Annotated in this window: 15 protein-coding genes; 7 read left to right on the top strand and 8 right to left on the bottom strand. The window is 40.2% G+C overall.

From position 1 onward, the window contains the following. Nucleotides 1–3 precede the first annotated feature (3 nt). Together JR005_RS00345 and JR005_RS00340 are read right to left on the bottom strand one after the other, a co-directional pair. The gene (locus tag JR005_RS00345) at nt 4–999 is read right to left on the bottom strand and encodes a hypothetical protein (RefSeq protein ID WP_218665368.1); all 996 of its coding nucleotides are present in this window, start codon (nt 997–999) and stop codon (nt 4–6) included. A gap of 177 nt (nt 1,000–1,176) precedes the next feature. Next, on the bottom strand, nt 1,177–2,226 hold the full coding sequence (locus JR005_RS00340) for an alpha/beta fold hydrolase (RefSeq protein ID WP_218665367.1): 1,050 nt from the start codon (nt 2,224–2,226) through the stop codon (nt 1,177–1,179). A 320-nt stretch (nt 2,227–2,546) separates the two neighbouring features. Here JR005_RS00340 and JR005_RS00335 point away from each other — a divergent pair, with 320 nt between their 5' ends. After that, nucleotides 2,547–3,161, top strand: a complete 615-nt coding sequence (locus JR005_RS00335) for a carbonic anhydrase (RefSeq protein ID WP_010588747.1) — start codon at nt 2,547–2,549, stop codon at nt 3,159–3,161. Between the two features lie 35 nt (nt 3,162–3,196). Here JR005_RS00335 and JR005_RS00330 read toward each other — a convergent pair whose 3' ends face one another. Continuing rightward, nucleotides 3,197–3,784 carry an arylesterase gene (locus JR005_RS00330; protein WP_228731773.1) on the bottom strand — a complete coding sequence of 196 codons (588 nt, stop codon included), beginning with the start codon at nt 3,782–3,784 and terminating at the stop codon, nt 3,197–3,199. Between the two features lie 93 nt (nt 3,785–3,877). Here JR005_RS00330 and JR005_RS00325 point away from each other — a divergent pair, with 93 nt between their 5' ends. Next, entirely contained in the window at nt 3,878–4,615 is a 738-nt protein-coding gene (locus JR005_RS00325) for an ABC transporter ATP-binding protein (protein ID WP_218665365.1), read from the top strand. Continuing rightward, nucleotides 4,612–7,077 (top strand): ABC transporter permease, encoded by a 2,466-nt coding sequence (locus tag JR005_RS00320; protein ID WP_218665364.1) that lies wholly within the window; start codon nt 4,612–4,614, stop codon nt 7,075–7,077. The genes JR005_RS00325 and JR005_RS00320 overlap by 4 nt, the downstream gene beginning before the upstream one ends. A 32-nt stretch (nt 7,078–7,109) precedes the next feature. Here JR005_RS00320 and JR005_RS00315 read toward each other — a convergent pair whose 3' ends face one another. After that, entirely contained in the window at nt 7,110–7,922 is an 813-nt protein-coding gene (locus tag JR005_RS00315; RefSeq protein WP_204470846.1) for a rhomboid family intramembrane serine protease, read from the bottom strand. An 80-nt stretch (nt 7,923–8,002) separates the two neighbouring features. On the opposite strand from JR005_RS00315, the gene mtgA reads away from it, so the two are divergent. Both mtgA and ppk1 read left to right on the top strand, forming a co-directional pair. Then, entirely contained in the window at nt 8,003–8,677 is a 675-nt protein-coding gene (gene mtgA, locus JR005_RS00310) for a monofunctional biosynthetic peptidoglycan transglycosylase (RefSeq protein WP_218665363.1), read from the top strand. A 138-nt stretch (nt 8,678–8,815) separates the two neighbouring features. Continuing rightward, the gene (gene ppk1, locus JR005_RS00305) at nt 8,816–10,909 is read left to right on the top strand and encodes a polyphosphate kinase 1 (protein WP_218665362.1); all 2,094 of its coding nucleotides are present in this window, start codon (nt 8,816–8,818) and stop codon (nt 10,907–10,909) included. Between the two features lie 61 nt (nt 10,910–10,970). On the opposite strand, the gene JR005_RS00300 is transcribed toward ppk1, so the two are convergent. After that, nucleotides 10,971–11,414, bottom strand: a complete 444-nt coding sequence (locus JR005_RS00300; RefSeq protein WP_004990231.1) for a universal stress protein — start codon at nt 11,412–11,414, stop codon at nt 10,971–10,973. A gap of 251 nt (nt 11,415–11,665) precedes the next feature. On the opposite strand from JR005_RS00300, the gene JR005_RS00295 reads away from it, so the two are divergent. Next, nucleotides 11,666–11,974 (top strand): MGMT family protein, encoded by a 309-nt coding sequence (locus JR005_RS00295; protein WP_151724783.1) that lies wholly within the window; start codon nt 11,666–11,668, stop codon nt 11,972–11,974. A gap of 17 nt (nt 11,975–11,991) precedes the next feature. Here JR005_RS00295 and JR005_RS00290 read toward each other — a convergent pair whose 3' ends face one another. Next, nucleotides 11,992–12,429 carry a universal stress protein gene (locus tag JR005_RS00290; RefSeq protein ID WP_218665361.1) on the bottom strand — a complete coding sequence of 146 codons (438 nt, stop codon included), beginning with the start codon at nt 12,427–12,429 and terminating at the stop codon, nt 11,992–11,994. A gap of 208 nt (nt 12,430–12,637) precedes the next feature. On the opposite strand from JR005_RS00290, the gene JR005_RS00285 reads away from it, so the two are divergent. After that, entirely contained in the window at nt 12,638–13,309 is a 672-nt protein-coding gene (locus JR005_RS00285; protein ID WP_228731721.1) for a toxin-antitoxin system YwqK family antitoxin, read from the top strand. Nucleotides 13,310–13,404: 95 nt separating this feature from the next. Here JR005_RS00285 and greA read toward each other — a convergent pair whose 3' ends face one another. Next, complete coding sequence (greA, locus tag JR005_RS00280; protein ID WP_218665359.1) at nt 13,405–13,881, bottom strand: transcription elongation factor GreA; 477 nt, start codon at nt 13,879–13,881, stop codon at nt 13,405–13,407. A gap of 89 nt (nt 13,882–13,970) precedes the next feature. Beyond that, the gene (gene carB, locus JR005_RS00275; protein WP_218665358.1) at nt 13,971–17,204 is read right to left on the bottom strand and encodes a carbamoyl-phosphate synthase large subunit; all 3,234 of its coding nucleotides are present in this window, start codon (nt 17,202–17,204) and stop codon (nt 13,971–13,973) included. Nucleotides 17,205–17,216 lie beyond the last annotated feature (12 nt).

Raw genomic sequence — 17,216 nt, 5'->3', positions numbered from 1 at the left:
TAATCATTTAAAAATATTTTTAACCTGTTCAGAATAATAAAACTTTTCCAGATAATATCGTGCACGTTCACGCAAATGTTTGGATTGAACCATTTCCTGAATAATGGGGGTTAATAATTCAGTCAGTTGGTTTTGAATTAACTCTTCATTGATATTTATATCGCGTAACAATAAATCAAAAGAACGTTCCTGATTACGTGCGTACCATGCATAGACACCATCATGCACTTGTTGTTTTAAATAATCGGTCTGGCGGATGTGTTCCCAGATTTCATGCCCCATTCCCACGGTTTTAGGTAAGTCATTGACTTCAATATAATTACGCACAACATTTACAGGTAATTTTTTGATTTTATGCCATAAATTGGCCTGAAATTGATAAAGCTTTTCATCATTAAAATGCTGATTCAGTACTGTTTCACTCAGCTGACTTAATTTAATAATGTTCTTTTGTAAATAATTAGCGACTGTGTCATCCAGATTGGAGTCAGTCACAGACTCGAGTACAGATTTTCCCATTTTCATAAAACGTCCAACACCGGGAACTTTTTTATTCATGAGGGAATTATCCAGATAATCCTGAATGGAATGTTGGATGAGCTGTGTCACCATCATTGAAAATGCAGGATTATTGGTGACACGTTTAATCAGTGCTTTACGGTGTTCGCTTTTACTCGCCACATATTGGGCGATATGGTCAATCGTTACCACAGGGATAATATTTTCAATCGTTGTCTGATCATTACTTGGATGAATCAAGGCAAAACGAATATGTTCAGTAATTTGCTCGATTAAAAAGGGACTCGCAGCAGTATCTAAAATTTGCGTTTGAATCAAATGATAAATTTGTTCAAATGACCATAAATCTTTTAATTTTTTCTTTCTAAACCAATGATAAAATTCAGAAAACTCAGACTGAATCATCGTTTTTTGAGAAAACTCCTGATCCAGAAAATCAAGCTGTGCTTCTATTAATTGGTCAATGATCGGGTTGCTCATAATATCTCTAAATTGAATGTCTGAGTTTTAAACACTTTACTTTAAAAATCATCTCTGCATGTTTAACTTTTAATGTGTAGTAGACTTTTTCATAACTCCCTTTTATTTCTCCCTGTAGGAGAAAAATAAAGAGGGTTTAAACAATGATGAAACAAGTCTAGTGATTCATCTGTTGTTTTAATCGGAAACGGAATGTCTACCTAGGGACACCAAAGGGTCGGTTAGTGGATTTTTTTGTTTTTGGGTTTTTTCCAAAAAAGGCAAGTAGTATTGAATAACCAATTGATCCGCTTCCAGTATCGGCATATGTCCGACATGATTTAAAATAATCGGTGCTTCGGCACGTTTCAACATTTTCTTTAATTCACCCGCGGCTTCAACATTGACAATTTTATCTTCTGCACCCCATAAAATTAAGGTGGGCGCTTCAATCGAGCGCGCTAAAACTGAAAATGTATCTGGAGTGTAAAGTCGTTTTAACGCCACCAGTTGATCAACAATTTTACTGGTTTCCTGCGCATGGGTGATTAAATTTTGTTCCATCGCATTTTTATAATCATTGGACAAAAATGGCTGATGATACATGACTTGATTCAGCACATAATTCAGATCGCCCTTCTTGGAAACAATCAATTGTTTGAGATAAGTTGGATCTTTCAAGTAAATGGTATTGGCGGAATGATAAACGCCCGCACTGCTGATGAGAAATAGACTTTGTGTGTCAAACGCATATTGCGATGCATATAGCATAGCAATAGAACCGCCAACCGAATGCCCGACAATATTAATTTGATTAGACACATGTGCAGCTTCGGTAAAACGTCGCAGTTTTTCAGTGACATTGGGTACAGATAAATCAAAATCCTTTGGAACGATGGTATCGCCCGCCATAGGCAGATCAGGAATGATCACGTGATAATAAGGGGTTAATACTTTGGCAATTGAATTCCAGTTATCACGGCTGCCTGCTAAACCATGAATCAATAAAATCGTTGGTTTATTTGATGCACCGCCTTCGCTATAGACCCAAGTAATATCATCTACTTTTAAGCTTTTGGTTTTTAAGCCAGCCCAGTTACGTTGCTGTTGCAGTTCATCATGTAAATTAAAATGACAGTCTGCGGCTTGAGCATTTTGTAAACTTCCTCCAGCAAATAGTCCCATACATATACTCATAGCAAATGCCCATGTATAGAAAAAGTTAATGTAAGGAATACGGAAAGTCATTTAACTTCATCCTTGAAAGTTGCTGACGTTTTGAGGCTTTATATTATGAAATAAAGGCTTTGTATCCGTCATTTGCTGCTAAAAAAAATCTAGGAGAATTATAGTCAATTTGGTCAACTGCTTAGACTCAAAAAATGTTAAATAGGTCGTATTATTATCGAAATAAAATGTAAATAAATTTATAGACAACAAGTTATTATCTTAAATTGATTAAAAAAATATCAAAATGGAGAAAGATTGTCATAGTTTAGTTTTTGTCAGTGACTTTCAGAGTTTAGCTTATTACACTATTTTGAACTCATTATTTGATGGCAAAACAAATGATCACTGCTCAGGAAGCGCTTGAACGTCTTAAAGCGGGTAATAAGAGATTTGCAACAGGTGAAGTGACTCACCGCAAATTATTATCACATCAAGAACGTACCGATATGGCTCAAGACCAAAATCCATTTGCCATTATTTTGGGATGTTCTGATTCGCGTGTCCCTGCTGAAATTGTCTTTGATCAAGGGCTAGGTGATTTGTTCGTGATCCGTGTGGCAGGCAATATTGTTGCACCGTCACAAGTGGGAAGTGTGGAGTTCGCGGCTGAACGTTATGATTGTGCCGTGGTTGTGGTGTTAGGTCATAGTCACTGCGGGGCAATTCAGGCCACGGTCGATACGTTGATGAATCCAGATCATCCGCCTTCTGACAACTTGATGTCGATTGTCAATCGAGTCCGTCCTTCCGTTGAAATTTTGCTGCAAACCGATCTAAAACATGACCATGCAAAATTGTGTATGCATGCGGTTCGTTCCAATGTGTTTGCTTCGGTGAATCAGTTACGTCATGGTTCTGCTGTACTTGAACACCTGATCGAAAAGGGCAAAATGATCGTGGTCGGTGCTGAATATTCTTTAGAAACAGGTGAAGTGACTTTTTTTGATTTTTAAGCATCCTATAGATGTTTAATTGAGTTAAAGGCGCGTTATAACGCGCCTTTAATATATGGATAGGCATTATTCAATAAAATAGTTTGTGCTTTGGCATTCGGGTGAATCTGGTCATTTTGCATCAGATCTTTATGTCCCGCGATGCCTTGCATAAAGAAAGGCAGTAGTTTGATTTTGTATTGTTGACTGATCACTTTATAGTTATTTTCAAAGGCTTGGCTATAAGCCGTTCCATAGTTAGGCGGAATTTTCATACCAAATAATAATACTTTCGCTTTGGCTTGCTGACTCTGTTGTACCAGTTGCCCCAAATTTTTTTGGATCATTTGAGGCGGTTGACCGCGTAATGCATCATTACCACCCAACTCGATGACGACCACATCAGGTTTATAGCTTTGTAGTAGTTTTGGCATTCGGGCCAGCGCACCGCTGGTGGTTTCACCACTTACACTTGCATTGACCACTTTATGCTGTTTCGGATACTGTTGGTCAAGACGTTTTTGCAATAATTGAACCCAGCCTTGTTCAGGATTGATTCCATAACCTGCACTGATGCTATCTCCCACAATCAGAATGGTTTTTGCATCTACGGCAAAAGGAATCACACTGAGCGTAGCAACCATGTAGTATTTTACAGTTTTGGGTTTGAACAAGCGTTTTAAAATTTGCATATTAAAAAATGACCGATCATTGCATCAGACAGGATAATGACCATCATGCCACAACCGATTATTTCTGCCCACCAACTGACACAATCCATTCAATTTAATAACAAAATATTAACTATTTTAAATGATATCAATCTCGATATTTATGCAGGTGAGCAAGTTGCAATTACTGGGCGTTCGGGGTCAGGAAAATCCACTCTTTTAGGGATGTTGGCAACATTGGATCAGCCGAGTTCAGGCGAGGTTTGGGTTTGTGAGCAAGCAGTACATCAAGTGAGTGAAGAAGCAAGAGCAAAAGTTCGTCTGGAAAATATCGGTTTTGTATTTCAGTCTTTTCAACTGTTACCACATTTGAGTGCGCTGGAAAATGTGATGCTGCCTTTACGTTTGCAGCCAAAGTTTGATTATCAGCAGGCTGAAGAAAAAGCCTTGTCTTGGTTAAAACGAGTCGGGTTGGAACGTCAGGCATTGCAAACCCCCAAAGTTTTGTCGGGTGGTGAGCAGCAACGTGTAGCCATTGCACGTGCTTTGATTGCATCACCCAAAATTATTTTTGCCGATGAACCGACAGGAAATCTGGATGGTCAAACTGCACAAGACATTGAGAGCCTGCTATTTGAACTGAATCGTGAATTAGGCACGACACTGATTTTGGTCACGCATGATGCCAAGCTGGCAGCAATGTGTCAGCGTCGCTTGCAACTGATCGATGGTAAATTATTTGAAGATCAAATCTCTGCCCAAGAATCTTCTCATCCAGTTGATCAGATGGAGGATGGGACATGAGTGCATTGTTTAAACCTTTATTTATCCAAAGCTTTCGGACGGGCGGTATTTATTTACTCATCATTGCCTTGTCACTTGCCATCAGTGCAACCACTGCACTTAAATTTAGTAACGATCAGATTCAAAATGCTGTGACTTTACAAGCTGCTGAAATGTTAGCAGCCGATTTAGTGCTTTCTGACAATGAACCCATTGCAGATACATGGAAGCAACAAGCAACTACTGAAAACTTTCAGCAATCTAATGTCACTGTTTTCAGTTCAATGGCACGAACGAATGATCAATTTGTGATGGTTAATGTCAAAGCCATTGATACACACTTTCCGTTACGTGGAAAATTAGAGATTGAACCTCAAGCAACGCAGATCAAATCTGGTGAAATCTGGTTAAGTCCACGCGCGATGGATTTACTTAAGGTTAAGTTGGGTGAGCAGATCTTTATCGCAGATGGTGCATTTAAAGTTACGGGTGTGATTAAGCATGATTCCAATCAGGAATTGGGCTTTTCTGGATTTTCTCCCACTGTCATGATTAACCAATCAGATATTGCCAAAACCAATGCGATTCAAGTCGGTAGTCGGATTGAATATCGGTTATTGATGGCTGGAACGCCTGAACATATTCAAAATTTTGAAAAGAAGTTCAAAGCGCAACATCATGTTCAGGATGATACAGAGGCTGATCCAGAATCGAGCTTAAGACTGCGTAATGCTGCGCAAGGCAATACACGTTTGATGAAACCAATTGAAAATCTGGATACGTTTTTACAGTTGGCCAATATTTTAACGATTTTGCTGTGTGGTATCGCCATTGCTTTAACCAGTCAGCGCTATGTCCAACAAAATCAGGATCACATTGCCTTAATGCGTTGTCTCGGGGCAACTCGTGTACAGATCGTCTGGGCATATCTTGGATTATTGGCTGTAGTCAGCCTCATATCAATCTTGATTGGCTCATTATTAGGCGTGGGACTTGGCTATGGCTTATTACAACTGATGTTGCAGTTGATTCCGCAACTCGAGTTAAGTTTCTCAGTGATTGCATTTTTGTTCGGCCCATTACCGATTGCGATATTCACCAGTATCGTGGTGATGGCAGGATTTATCTTGCCGAGTATCTGGGAGTTACTAAATACGCCTCCAATTCGGGTGATTCGTCAGGAAACACGTTCTAAACGATCATTTGCCTTTATGTTTTTAGCAGGTGTGTTGAGTTTAGCGGTGTTTAGTATGGTGTTGAGTGAAAATATTCAACTGAGTGGTCTGATGCTGGCAGCGATACTCTTACTCAGCGCGATTCTATATGGGGTTGTTTGGAGCCTATTAAAATTTTTTAAGCAACTCAAAAATCGATTTTCAGTGTATATACGGACACCAGCGCACACCAGTTTACAAATCACCGCACTGGCTTTGGGCTTGAGTTTAATTACTGTATTAACTGTATTACGCACAGATCTATTGCAGCGTTGGCAACAACAATTACCAGAAGGAACGCCAAATCAATTTGTGTATGGGTTGCCGCCTTTTGATATGCCTGAGTTTAAGCAACAGCTTGAACACAATGATTGGAAAAGTACGCCTTTATATCCCAATATTCGGGGCAGATTGATTGCCAAGAATGATCAACCCTTTGCTAATGAATTGATTCAAACAAATAATTCTTTACGGCGTGAGCTGAATTTGACCCAAGCAGAGACCTTGCCAAAGGACAATGTCATTACACAAGGACAGCCATTATTTAATCAGGTCAATCAAGTATCGGTTGAGGCTAAATTGGCTGAAGAACTGGATATAAAAGTAGGGGATAAGTTGACATTTAATTTGCCAGAAGGGACGTTATCTGCGCGGGTCATCAACTTACGAAGTGTAGAGTGGGAAAGCTTTAGTCCGAATTTTTTCTTTATTTTTTCACCGCACAGCATGGATGAAAATGCAGGAAGTTATTTAGGCAGTTTTTATGTTCCACCGCAGGATAAGACGCAATTGATTCAGGTGATTCAACGTTTTTCTAACACTGTCTTTATCGATGTCAGTTTGATACTGGATGAAATTAAAAGGCTGGTCAGTGTATTGGTTCAAGTGATTACGGTATTGGCAATATTGGTTGGGCTGTCTGGAATTTTAGTCTTAGTGGCGTGTTTGAATCTCCTCATGGATGAACGCCGTCGAGAAGTGGCATTGATGCGTTCCTTTGGATTATCCAAGTCAAAACTTAAACATATGTTGAGTTTGGAAATCGGATTTATCGGTTTAATTGCAGGGGTAGTATCCTGCTTCTTCGCTGAAATTATCAGTGCCATTGCCAGCTATAAAATGAACATTGCGCTACAATGGCATCCTGAAATCTGGCTGATTTTACCTGTTGCCATGATGCTGATTTGTGCCTTGATTGGACGATATCGACTCAGTTATCTATGTGATATTCCACCTTTACAAAGTTTAAGAGAAATCAACCAATCTTAAGCTTTAAGTAAAATCAAACTATAAAAAGCCAGCTATATACCCAGCTGGCTTTTCATTTGCGCTAAAATTTCTTGCCAAAGTGGCTCAATCGGTGGAATCAGACTGACACAGTATTGATAAAATAAGGCACACAATACCGCCCCAATGATCAATCCAACCACTGCGCCTAGATTTGCTTGATGTATCTTTTGGCTGATATACCAAATCATTGCCAGTAAAGCGCCCATGATCATTCCGCCAATATGCGCGGCATTATTAATTCCAGTTGCAATGAAACCAAAGGCAAGGTTAATTGCCATGACCATGACTAAAGATTTTTTATCTAAAATAAAACGCTGATCGGGCAAAGCAGGAAACAGGGCCAATATGGTGAGTGCTGCGCCAAGTCCCATCACCGCGCCAGAGGCACCTGCGCCAACATGAGGAAGTAAAGTTGGATCAAAATGCTCAAGTAATGCATAACTGTCACGAATAGTGACGTAACTGCTGAGCAAACTGCCCATCAGTCCAGCCAATAGATACAACCCGATAAAATAAAAACGCCCGAGCATTTGTTCTGCAATACTGCCAAAAATATACAGCGCCCACATATTCAGCATCAGATGTACCAGCCCAAAATGGAAGAACATACTGGTAAATAAACGTTGTGGTTGTTCCAGAAAAGTCAGGGGCGAGAAGTCGGCACCCCAACGGATGGCATCGGCTGTTGTTGGGCTGGTGGCATCGACACCTGACAGCACTTGCCAGCCATATAAACCCACATTCATGGCGATTAAAACTGCGGTGATCCACCACAGATTGACTTCAAGTTTACGATTTACTTGCGGAGGACTATATTCAGACATGATATGCTTTTGTTATATATCAATAATGCTTAGTTTAAGCTTAACATGAAATACGTGATTTTCTGGAGAACCCATCTGGCATGAAGAAATTTATTGTTCGCGCTGCTTTAATTCTTGTCAGTTTTATTCTTCTGGTGCAGTTATGGATTTTTTGTAGTTTAGCTTGGTGGCGAACGCATCCCGTTGAAACGACGATGTTTATGCGTATCGATTATTGGTCAGATACTTCTGAGCCGTTGCATCATGAATGGCGTGACTACGACCATATTAGTGATAATTTTAAGCGTGCAGTTGTCGCGGCAGAAGATGGTAAGTTTTTACAACATCATGGCTTTGACTGGGATGGTATTCAGTATGCACTTGAGAAAAATGAAAAATCAGGCGAAGTCGTCAATGGTGGTTCCACTATTTCGCAACAATTAGCAAAAAATTTATTTTTATATAATAAACGTTCATTCATTCGCAAAGGTCAGGAAGCTGTTGCAACTTGGATGATGGAACGCATGTGGTCAAAGCAGCGTATTTTGGAAGTGTATATGAACTCGGTTGAACTCGGAGATAATATTTATGGCGTGGAAGCCGCCTCTCAATATTATTTTCATAAAAGCGCGAGAAGCTTAACCAATCAACAAGCTGCATTTTTGGCTGCATTATTGCCAAATCCAAAAGGTTATCAAGCCAATCGTAATGATCCAAAATTTAAGTTTAAGCAGCGTTTTACCTTAAAATATATGCGCTATAGCCAGATTCCTTAGATATCTGGTTTTAGAATGTGGTAATTTTTAAAAAAGCTTGTGAATACGAGCTAATTTTATGAAATTGTCATAATTTTGCAGCATACTATTTAAAAGCCTTGTTTAGGCATCAAAAATTTATAATGTCAGGTTGAATGCATGAATACCGCGATTACAACACCGTCTGAAACTATGCCGGCAGAAGCAGAGTATACTTATAATGATCGCTATATTAACCGCGAGCTTTCAATTCTCGATTTTCATTTGCGAGTTTTGGAACAAGCGGTTGATCCATTACATCCACTTTTGGAGCGGATGAACTTCCTGCTGATTTTTTCGCGTAATCTGGATGAGTTTTTTGAAATCCGCGTGGCTGGTGTCATGGAGCAAATGTATTTGGGCAATGAAAGTCGTAGCCCAGATGGTTTGACCCCACGACAGGTTCTAGATCAAATTTCTAAAACCGCACATGCCGCCATTGAACGCCAATATCGGATATTAAACGAAGAAATTTTGCCAAAGCTGCGTGAAGAAGATATTTGCTTTTTACGTCGCGGTGAGCTGACACCTGCCCAATCGTCATGGATTAAAAAATATTTTCAGGAACAAGTTGCACCTGTATTAACACCGATTAGTTTAGATCCTGCGCATCCATTTCCTCGCTTGGTCAATAAAAGCCTGAACTTTATTGTCACTTTAGAAGGCAAAGATGCTTTTGGTCGTCAGATTGATTTGGCTGTTGTACCTGCACCACGTTCGTTGCCACGTGTAGTACGTTTACCCAATGAATTAACTGGCGGTAAAGAACATCATGTGATGCTTTCTGCGATTATTCATGAACATATTTCTGACCTGTTCCCAGGAATGACTGCGACAGGTTGTTATCAGTTCCGTGTGACGCGTAATGCAGACTTGGCCTTAAATGAAGACGTTGAAGATCTGGCTAAAGCCTTAAAAGGTGAATTAAGTTCACGCCGTTTTGGTCGTGCAGTGCGTTTGGAAGTCACTGAAAACTGTCCAAAGCACATCTATGAATATTTGCTAGATGAGTTTGATCTGGACGAGGAACAGCTTTATAAAGTCGATGGTCCCGTCAATCTTGCACGTTTATTATCCAATTTTAAACGTCCACATTTGCGTTATGATTCGCATACGCCTGTTATTCCCAAGATACTCAAAAAATCAGAAAATATTTTTGCAGCGATGCAGAAGCAGGACATTTTACTGCATCATCCGTTTGAATCTTTTGCTCCTGTCATCAATTTACTGCGTGAAGCAGCGCGTGATCCACAGGTTCTTGCAATTAAGCAAACCTTATACCGTAGTGGTGCGGATTCTGAGATTGTCCAAGTTTTGGCAGAAGCAGCACGTAATGGCAAGGAAGTGACTGCTATTATTGAGTTACGCGCGCGCTTTGATGAAGAATCCAATATCGAAGTGGCAAACCTGTTACAAGAAGCGGGAGCAGTCGTCGTCTATGGTATTGTAGGTTATAAAACTCACGCCAAAATGATCATGGTGGTGCGCCGTGAAAATAACAAACTGGTGCGTTACGTGCATTTAGGTACGGGTAACTATCATGCTGGCAATGCGCGTATTTATACCGATTACGGCTTACTGACCACAGATAAAGAATTATGTGATGATGTGCATCGTATTTTTCAGGAACTGACGGGAATGGGTAAAATGGCAAAGCTGAAAAAGCTGTTACATGCACCATTTACCTTACACGCTCAATTGATTAATTTTATTGATGATGAAATTGCCAATGCCAAAGCAGGCAAGCCCGCCCAGATTATTGTCAAGGTCAATGCATTGACTGAAATGCAGTTGATTAACAAACTATATGAGGCTTCGCAGGCAGGCGTTAAAATTGATTTGATCATTCGTTCGATTTGCTGTTTGCGTCCTGGTTTACCTGGACTATCTGAAAATATTCGTGTTCGATCTATTGTCGGCCGTTTCTTAGAACATACCCGCGTTTATTATTTTAGTAATAATGGCGATGCTCGGATTTATTGTTCGAGCGCGGACTGGATGGATCGTAATCTATTCAATCGTGTTGAGGCGTGTTTCCCAATCGAAGATCCAGTGTTGAAGAAACGAATTTATCAGCAAGGTTTGATGAATTATTTAAAAGATAACCAGCAAGCGTGGTTGCTGCAAGGGGATGGAACATGGGTGCGTGCTCAACTCGCTGAAGGTGAGGAACCTCATAATGCACAGCAGACTCTATTGGAAATTTTTAAGTAAATTAAATCTGAACCCAAAGAGAATCGAATGATTCTCTTTTTTTATGTTTGAATATGTATGCTTAACTTCGAACAATCAATACTGGAATATAAATCTCTCCCAATACTTTTTGTGCCACACTACCCAGTACTAACTTTTTAAACCCTGTACGGCCATGTGAACCCATCACTAAAAGGTCAGCATTTACCTCTGTTGCAGCATTCACAATTTCTTTGTAAATTTCCTGACCTTCGACTATTTTAGTATTTGCTTCGACGCCTTGTGATGAAAACACTTGTTTTGCTTCTTCCAAAATATCTTGGATCATGGCGCGTCCACGATTAATGGCATCTTCTTTTTGACTTTCAGCATTGACATATTCAACCCCAATAAAAGGATCAATCGTCACGACCAGTAAAATGGTCACCTGACTATTATAGGTTTTTGCTAATTGTGCCGCTTGATGAACCGCAGCAAGGGCAGTGGATGAACCATCAACAGGAACTAAAATATGTTGATATGACATCGGTAAACTCCTTTTCATTATAAAAAATTGTTTGTAAAAGTTATTGTGTATATATTTTCAACATTATCATCATATTGCCTGAAATATGTCGTTTGAGCCGAACGAATATTCGAGGATTAATTTGAGTTAATCATGTGCAATACAGTGATAAAATAGCATAATTAATCGGCAACTTTGTCATGCTTACACTAAAGTCGAGCAGATTGAGAATCCTATTCAACAAAGGCGATCACGATATGTGTGGCGTATAAATGACCAAAGAACTTCATATCCAGATACTCGAAGTAGTGGCTCTGATTCCTTATGGCAAAGTTGCCAGTTATGGACAAATTGCCCAATTGGCGGGACTCCCTAAACATGCGCGGTTAGTGGGATATGTTTTAAAACATCTTGATCCTGAAAGTGATTTGCCGTGGCATCGTGTGATTAATGCTCAAGGCAAAATCAGCACCAACCGATTAAATGCACATGGAGAAAATATCCAGCAAATAAAATTACTAGAGGAAGATGTTGTAGTAGTTGCAGGGAAAGTGAGTCTAAAAAAATACCAATGGAATTGATCGCTTGAAAAACCGATTTATTTAGCAATAAGAACAGGTACTGGACTTTGAGCCAATACGGTTTGAGCGACACTACCCAATACAAGTTTCTTTAAACCTGTGCGTCCATGTGATCCCATCACCAGTAAATCAGCTTCAAGCTCTATAGCGGTCTGAATGATTGTTTCGGCAATTGAGAGGCCTTCACGATATTGAATGCTTAAGCTTAATCCATCTTCTGAATATTTGGCTTTAATCTTTTCTAGCGAAGCCAAGATATAATCCTTTGCTCGATCGATCAATACGTTACTTTGCCCCTTATTTATATAGTCCTCAGCAATCATCGGGTCGAGTTCCAAGACCTCCAAGACCGCCACTTGACTACCTAAACTCTTGGCTAATTGTATGGCGTGTTCTAGTGCCTTGAGAGAAGGTTCAGAATCATCTACACAAACCAGTATATGCTGATAGCTCATTTTATAGTCTCATATTAAGTTTAGGTATGCATTAGGTGGATAAAGAGAATAAACCTTAAATGATATTTTTAGCAGAAAGAACAGATGGCAACAATGTGATTTTGTTAAAAATGAATATGATATATTGATAAATATAATTAAAAATAATGTGCAAAACTTTATTGTCTGTATTGGGGGCTGAATGAAAAAGTGTGCAGTTTTTACTTTGATGATGACATCATTTTTAATAGGCTGTTCTTCAGATAGCCTACTTGGAGTCGCTTACTGGGTGGGTTCTTTAGGCGATCCTAAAGATGATTTTAAATTTCGTTGCCAGATTAAGCTAATTAAGAAAGATGATCAAGATAATTTATTCATCCAGTATTACCATGAAAATAATCAAAAAAACTCGAGTGCGTTTTGGGTCAAAAGTTTAGATCCACTTTCGGGTCAACATTATGCTGAGTGTCTTAGATTTGATGTTGAAACGAATTTTGATTTTTTTGAAGATATCGCAAAAAATAACGATATCCAAGTTTGGGATTATGATGGACATAAAGTGGCTGAAGGTCATTATATTGGCAATAAAAAGCAAGGAACGTGGAAAAGTTGGTATCACTCAGGTCAATTAAGATCTAACCATCACTATCAAAATGATCAATTATTGGGTTTGCAGCAATCTTGGTATCAAACTGGGCAACAGGAAATTCAGGCGATCTATGGAGAGGGGAATTATCAAGAAACTTACTGGTATGAAAACGAAGGTACGCGGCGTGAAACTCAACAAAAAATAGTCAATGGCACTGAATATAAAACCATCACCGAGTTTGACGCTTCAAATAAAATCACAAGCATCATGCAATATGAAGGAAAAGAAATTGTTCGTTGGGATACATTTTAAGTGTAATAAAAATATCCAAATCTAAACCTTTGCAGGCGTAGCATTTGGATATTCTTTTTTGAGTCTTGTGAGTTTTAAGTCATTAAACTAGATGTTTAGAGATACTCAACACTTACGACTTCATATTCGACTTCACCTTGTGGAGTGACAATTTTGGCTTCATCGCCTTCATTTTTGCCTAAAAGCCCACGAGCAATAGGGGAGTTCACGGAGATTTTATTGATTTTGAAATCAGCTTCATCATCACCTACAATTTTATAGGTCTTACGTTCTTCAGTGTCCAGATTTTCAATGGTCACCGTTACCCCAAAAACCACACGACTATTTTTTTCAAGTTCATGAATATCAATGACTTGAGCTGCACCTAATTTGCCTTCGATGTCCTGAATACGACCTTCACAAAAGCCTTGTTGTTCACGCGCAGCATGATATTCAGCATTTTCTTTCAAATCGCCATGTTCACGTGCCTCAGCAATCGCCTGAGTAATACGTGGACGTTCCACAGTCTTTAGCTGGTGTAATTCTTTCTCAAGAGCTTCTTTGCCCTCTGGAGTCATTGGATAACGTTGCATTTTAGTCCCTCTAAATGAAATGGGAGTTGACCTTTTTAAAAAAACAAAAAACCCGCCACCGATAAAGTGACGGGCTTATCGGTAACGAATTAACCTACAGTTTGTAAATCTTGCAAGCGATATACATCCATTGGTAATTGAATTGCAAAAGCTTGGCAAACTGCTTCAGCACCATTAATAGTCGTCGTATAATACACTTTGCCTTGTAGGGCTGCACGACGAATCATGGCTGAGTCATACTGAGCTTGTTTACCTTCAGTGGTATTGACAATAAGGTGTATTTCACCATTTTTCAAGCGGTCAACAACATGTGGACGGCCTTCAGTTACTTTATTTACACGTTCGCATGCCAAACCTGCATCTTTAAGTACCTGATAAGTTCCACCTGTAGCAAGCAGTTTGAAACCATAGTCCACGAGTTTTTTAGCAATATCAGCAATATATTTTTTATCTGACTCACGTACAGACAAGAAAGCATGCTTGATTTCACCTTCAGTCGGTAAGCCAGGCAGGCGTTCATTTGAACCCAATACTGCTTTATAGAACGCTTCACCAAAGGTTTTACCGACACCCATCACTTCACCTGTCGATTTCATCTCAGGCCCAAGCATTGGATCAACGCCTTGGAATTTCGCGAATGGGAAAACTGCTTCTTTTACAGCAAAGCGAGTCGGAATGATTTCTTTGGTAAAACCTTGAGAAGCAAGCGTTTGACCTGCCATACAACGTGCAGCAACTTTGGCTAAAGATTCACCAATACATTTTGATACGAATGGAACCGTACGCGATGCACGTGGATTTACTTCAAGCACATAAACGTCATCACCTTTTACAGCAAACTGAACGTTCATTAAGCCCACTACACCTAGTTCTTTTGCCATCGCGATGGTTTGACGACGCATTTCATTCTGAATAGTGTCAGAAAGAGAGTAAGGTGGGATTGAACATGCAGAGTCACCTGAGTGAATCCCTGCTTGTTCGATGTGTTGCATAATGCCGCCAATCACCACATCTTTACCGTCAGATACGCAGTCGACATCAACTTCAGTCGCATCATCCAAGAAATGGTCAAGCAAAACAGGCGCTTCATTAGATGCTTGAACTGCATCACGTAAGTAACGTTTCAGCTCTTCATCATTGTAGACGATTTCCATGGCACGACCACCCAATACATAAGATGGACGAACAACCAACGGATAACCTACTTTAGACGCTTCTGCCATACCTTCTTCAGCAGATTTGACGATGCTGTTGTTCGGTTGACGAAGCTGTAAACGCTGAATCATTTGCTGGAAACGTTCACGGTCTTCTGCACGGTCAATGGCATCTGGAGATGTCCCAATAATCGGCGTACCTGCTTCTTCTAAAGCACGAGCCAATTTCAAAGGCGTTTGACCACCATACTGTACGATTACGCCTTTAGGCTTCTCGGTACGTACGATTTCAAGCACATCTTCAAGGGTAACAGGTTCAAAGTACAAACGATCAGAAGTATCGTAGTCGGTTGAAACAGTTTCAGGGTTACAGTTGACCATGATGGTTTCATAACCATCTTCACGCATTGCAAGCGCCGCATGTACACAGCAATAGTCAAACTCGATGCCTTGACCAATACGGTTTGGACCACCACCAATCACCATGATTTTGTCACGGTTGGATGGATTTGCTTCACATTCCTCATCATACGTTGAGTACATGTAAGCCGTTGAAGATTCAAATTCGGCTGCACACGTATCCACGCGCTTGTAAACAGGATAGACACCTAAATTCCAGCGTTGTTTACGGAATTGTTTTTGTGAAATACCCATGAGGTCAGCAATACGCAGGTCAGATAAACCTTTGCGTTTAAATGCACGAATATTATCGGCATTCAAGTCACCAAAGCCCAAGGTTTTCACTTGTTCTTCAGTTTTGATAATGTCTTGAATCTGGATCAGGAACCAACGATCAATCTTGGTTGCATTGAATACGTCATCAAGGCTAAAACCGTGACGGAAAGCATCTGCAACATACCAGATACGCTCTGGTCCAGGAACATTCAGTTCATGCTGGATTTTCTCGCGTGCGCCTTCATTCCCAATTTCAATTTTTTCATCAAAACCAGATACACCTACTTCCAAGCCACGAAGTGCTTTTTGTACAGATTCCTGGAAGTTACGACCAATCGCCATGACTTCACCGACCGATTTCATCTGCGTCGTCAGTACAGGTTCAGCTTGTGGGAATTTCTCAAAGTTAAAACGAGGAATCTTGGTTACGACATAGTCGATCGATGGTTCAAATGATGCAGGTGTGGTTCCACCTGTAATGTCATTTTTCAACTCATCAAGGGTATAACCCACTGCCAGTTTTGCCGCAATTTTAGCAATCGGGAAGCCTGTTGCTTTAGAGGCAAGTGCAGATGAACGAGAAACACGTGGGTTCATCTCGATCACGACCATACGGCCGTCTTGAGGATTGATACCAAACTGAACGTTAGAACCACCCGTTTCAACACCAATTTCACGAAGAACGGCAATCGATGCATTACGCATGATTTGATATTCTTTATCTGTCAGTGTTTGGGCTGGTGCAACTGTGATCGAGTCACCTGTATGAACACCCATTGGGTCAAAGTTTTCGATGGCACAGACAATGATACAGTTGTCGTTTTTATCACGAACAACTTCCATTTCGTACTCTTTCCAGCCTATCAATGATTCATCAATCAATAACTGATGCGTTGGAGAAAGATCGAAACCACGTTCACAGATTTCAAGGAATTCTTCACGGTTATACGCGATACCACCGCCTGAACCACCCATGGTGAACGATGGACGGATAATGACAGGGAAGCCAAAGCGTGATTGAATTTCCAAAGCTTCCTGCATGTTTTCTGCAATGGCGGCTTTTGGACATTCCAACCCGATTTTACGCATTGCGATATCAAACAGTTTACGATCTTCTGCTTTTTCAATTGCGTCTTTGCTTGCGCCGATTAATTCAACGTTGTATTTCTCTAAAACGCCGTTTTCATCCAGTGCCAATGCACAGTTCAATGCCGTTTGACCACCCATGGTTGGGAGAACCGCATCTGGACGTTCTTTTTCAATAATCTGTGCAACCGTTTGCCAAGTGATTGGCTCGATATAAGTTGCATCCGCCATAGAAGGGTCGGTCATAATTGTCGCAGGATTGGAGTTCACCAAAATCACGCGATAACCTTCTTCACGAAGCGCTTTACAGGCTTGTGCACCAGAATAGTCAAACTCACAGGCCTGACCAATCACAATAGGACCCGCACCAATAATCAGGATGCTTTTTATGTCCGTACGTTTAGGCATTATTCGCTCCTT

Source organism: Acinetobacter sp. Colony158, from assembly GCF_019264745.1.
Classification (GTDB): Bacteria; Pseudomonadota; Gammaproteobacteria; order Pseudomonadales; family Moraxellaceae; genus Acinetobacter; species Acinetobacter ursingii.
The sequence above is the reverse complement of the archived record's forward strand: the minus strand, read 5'-3'. Positions and strand labels throughout refer to the sequence as shown.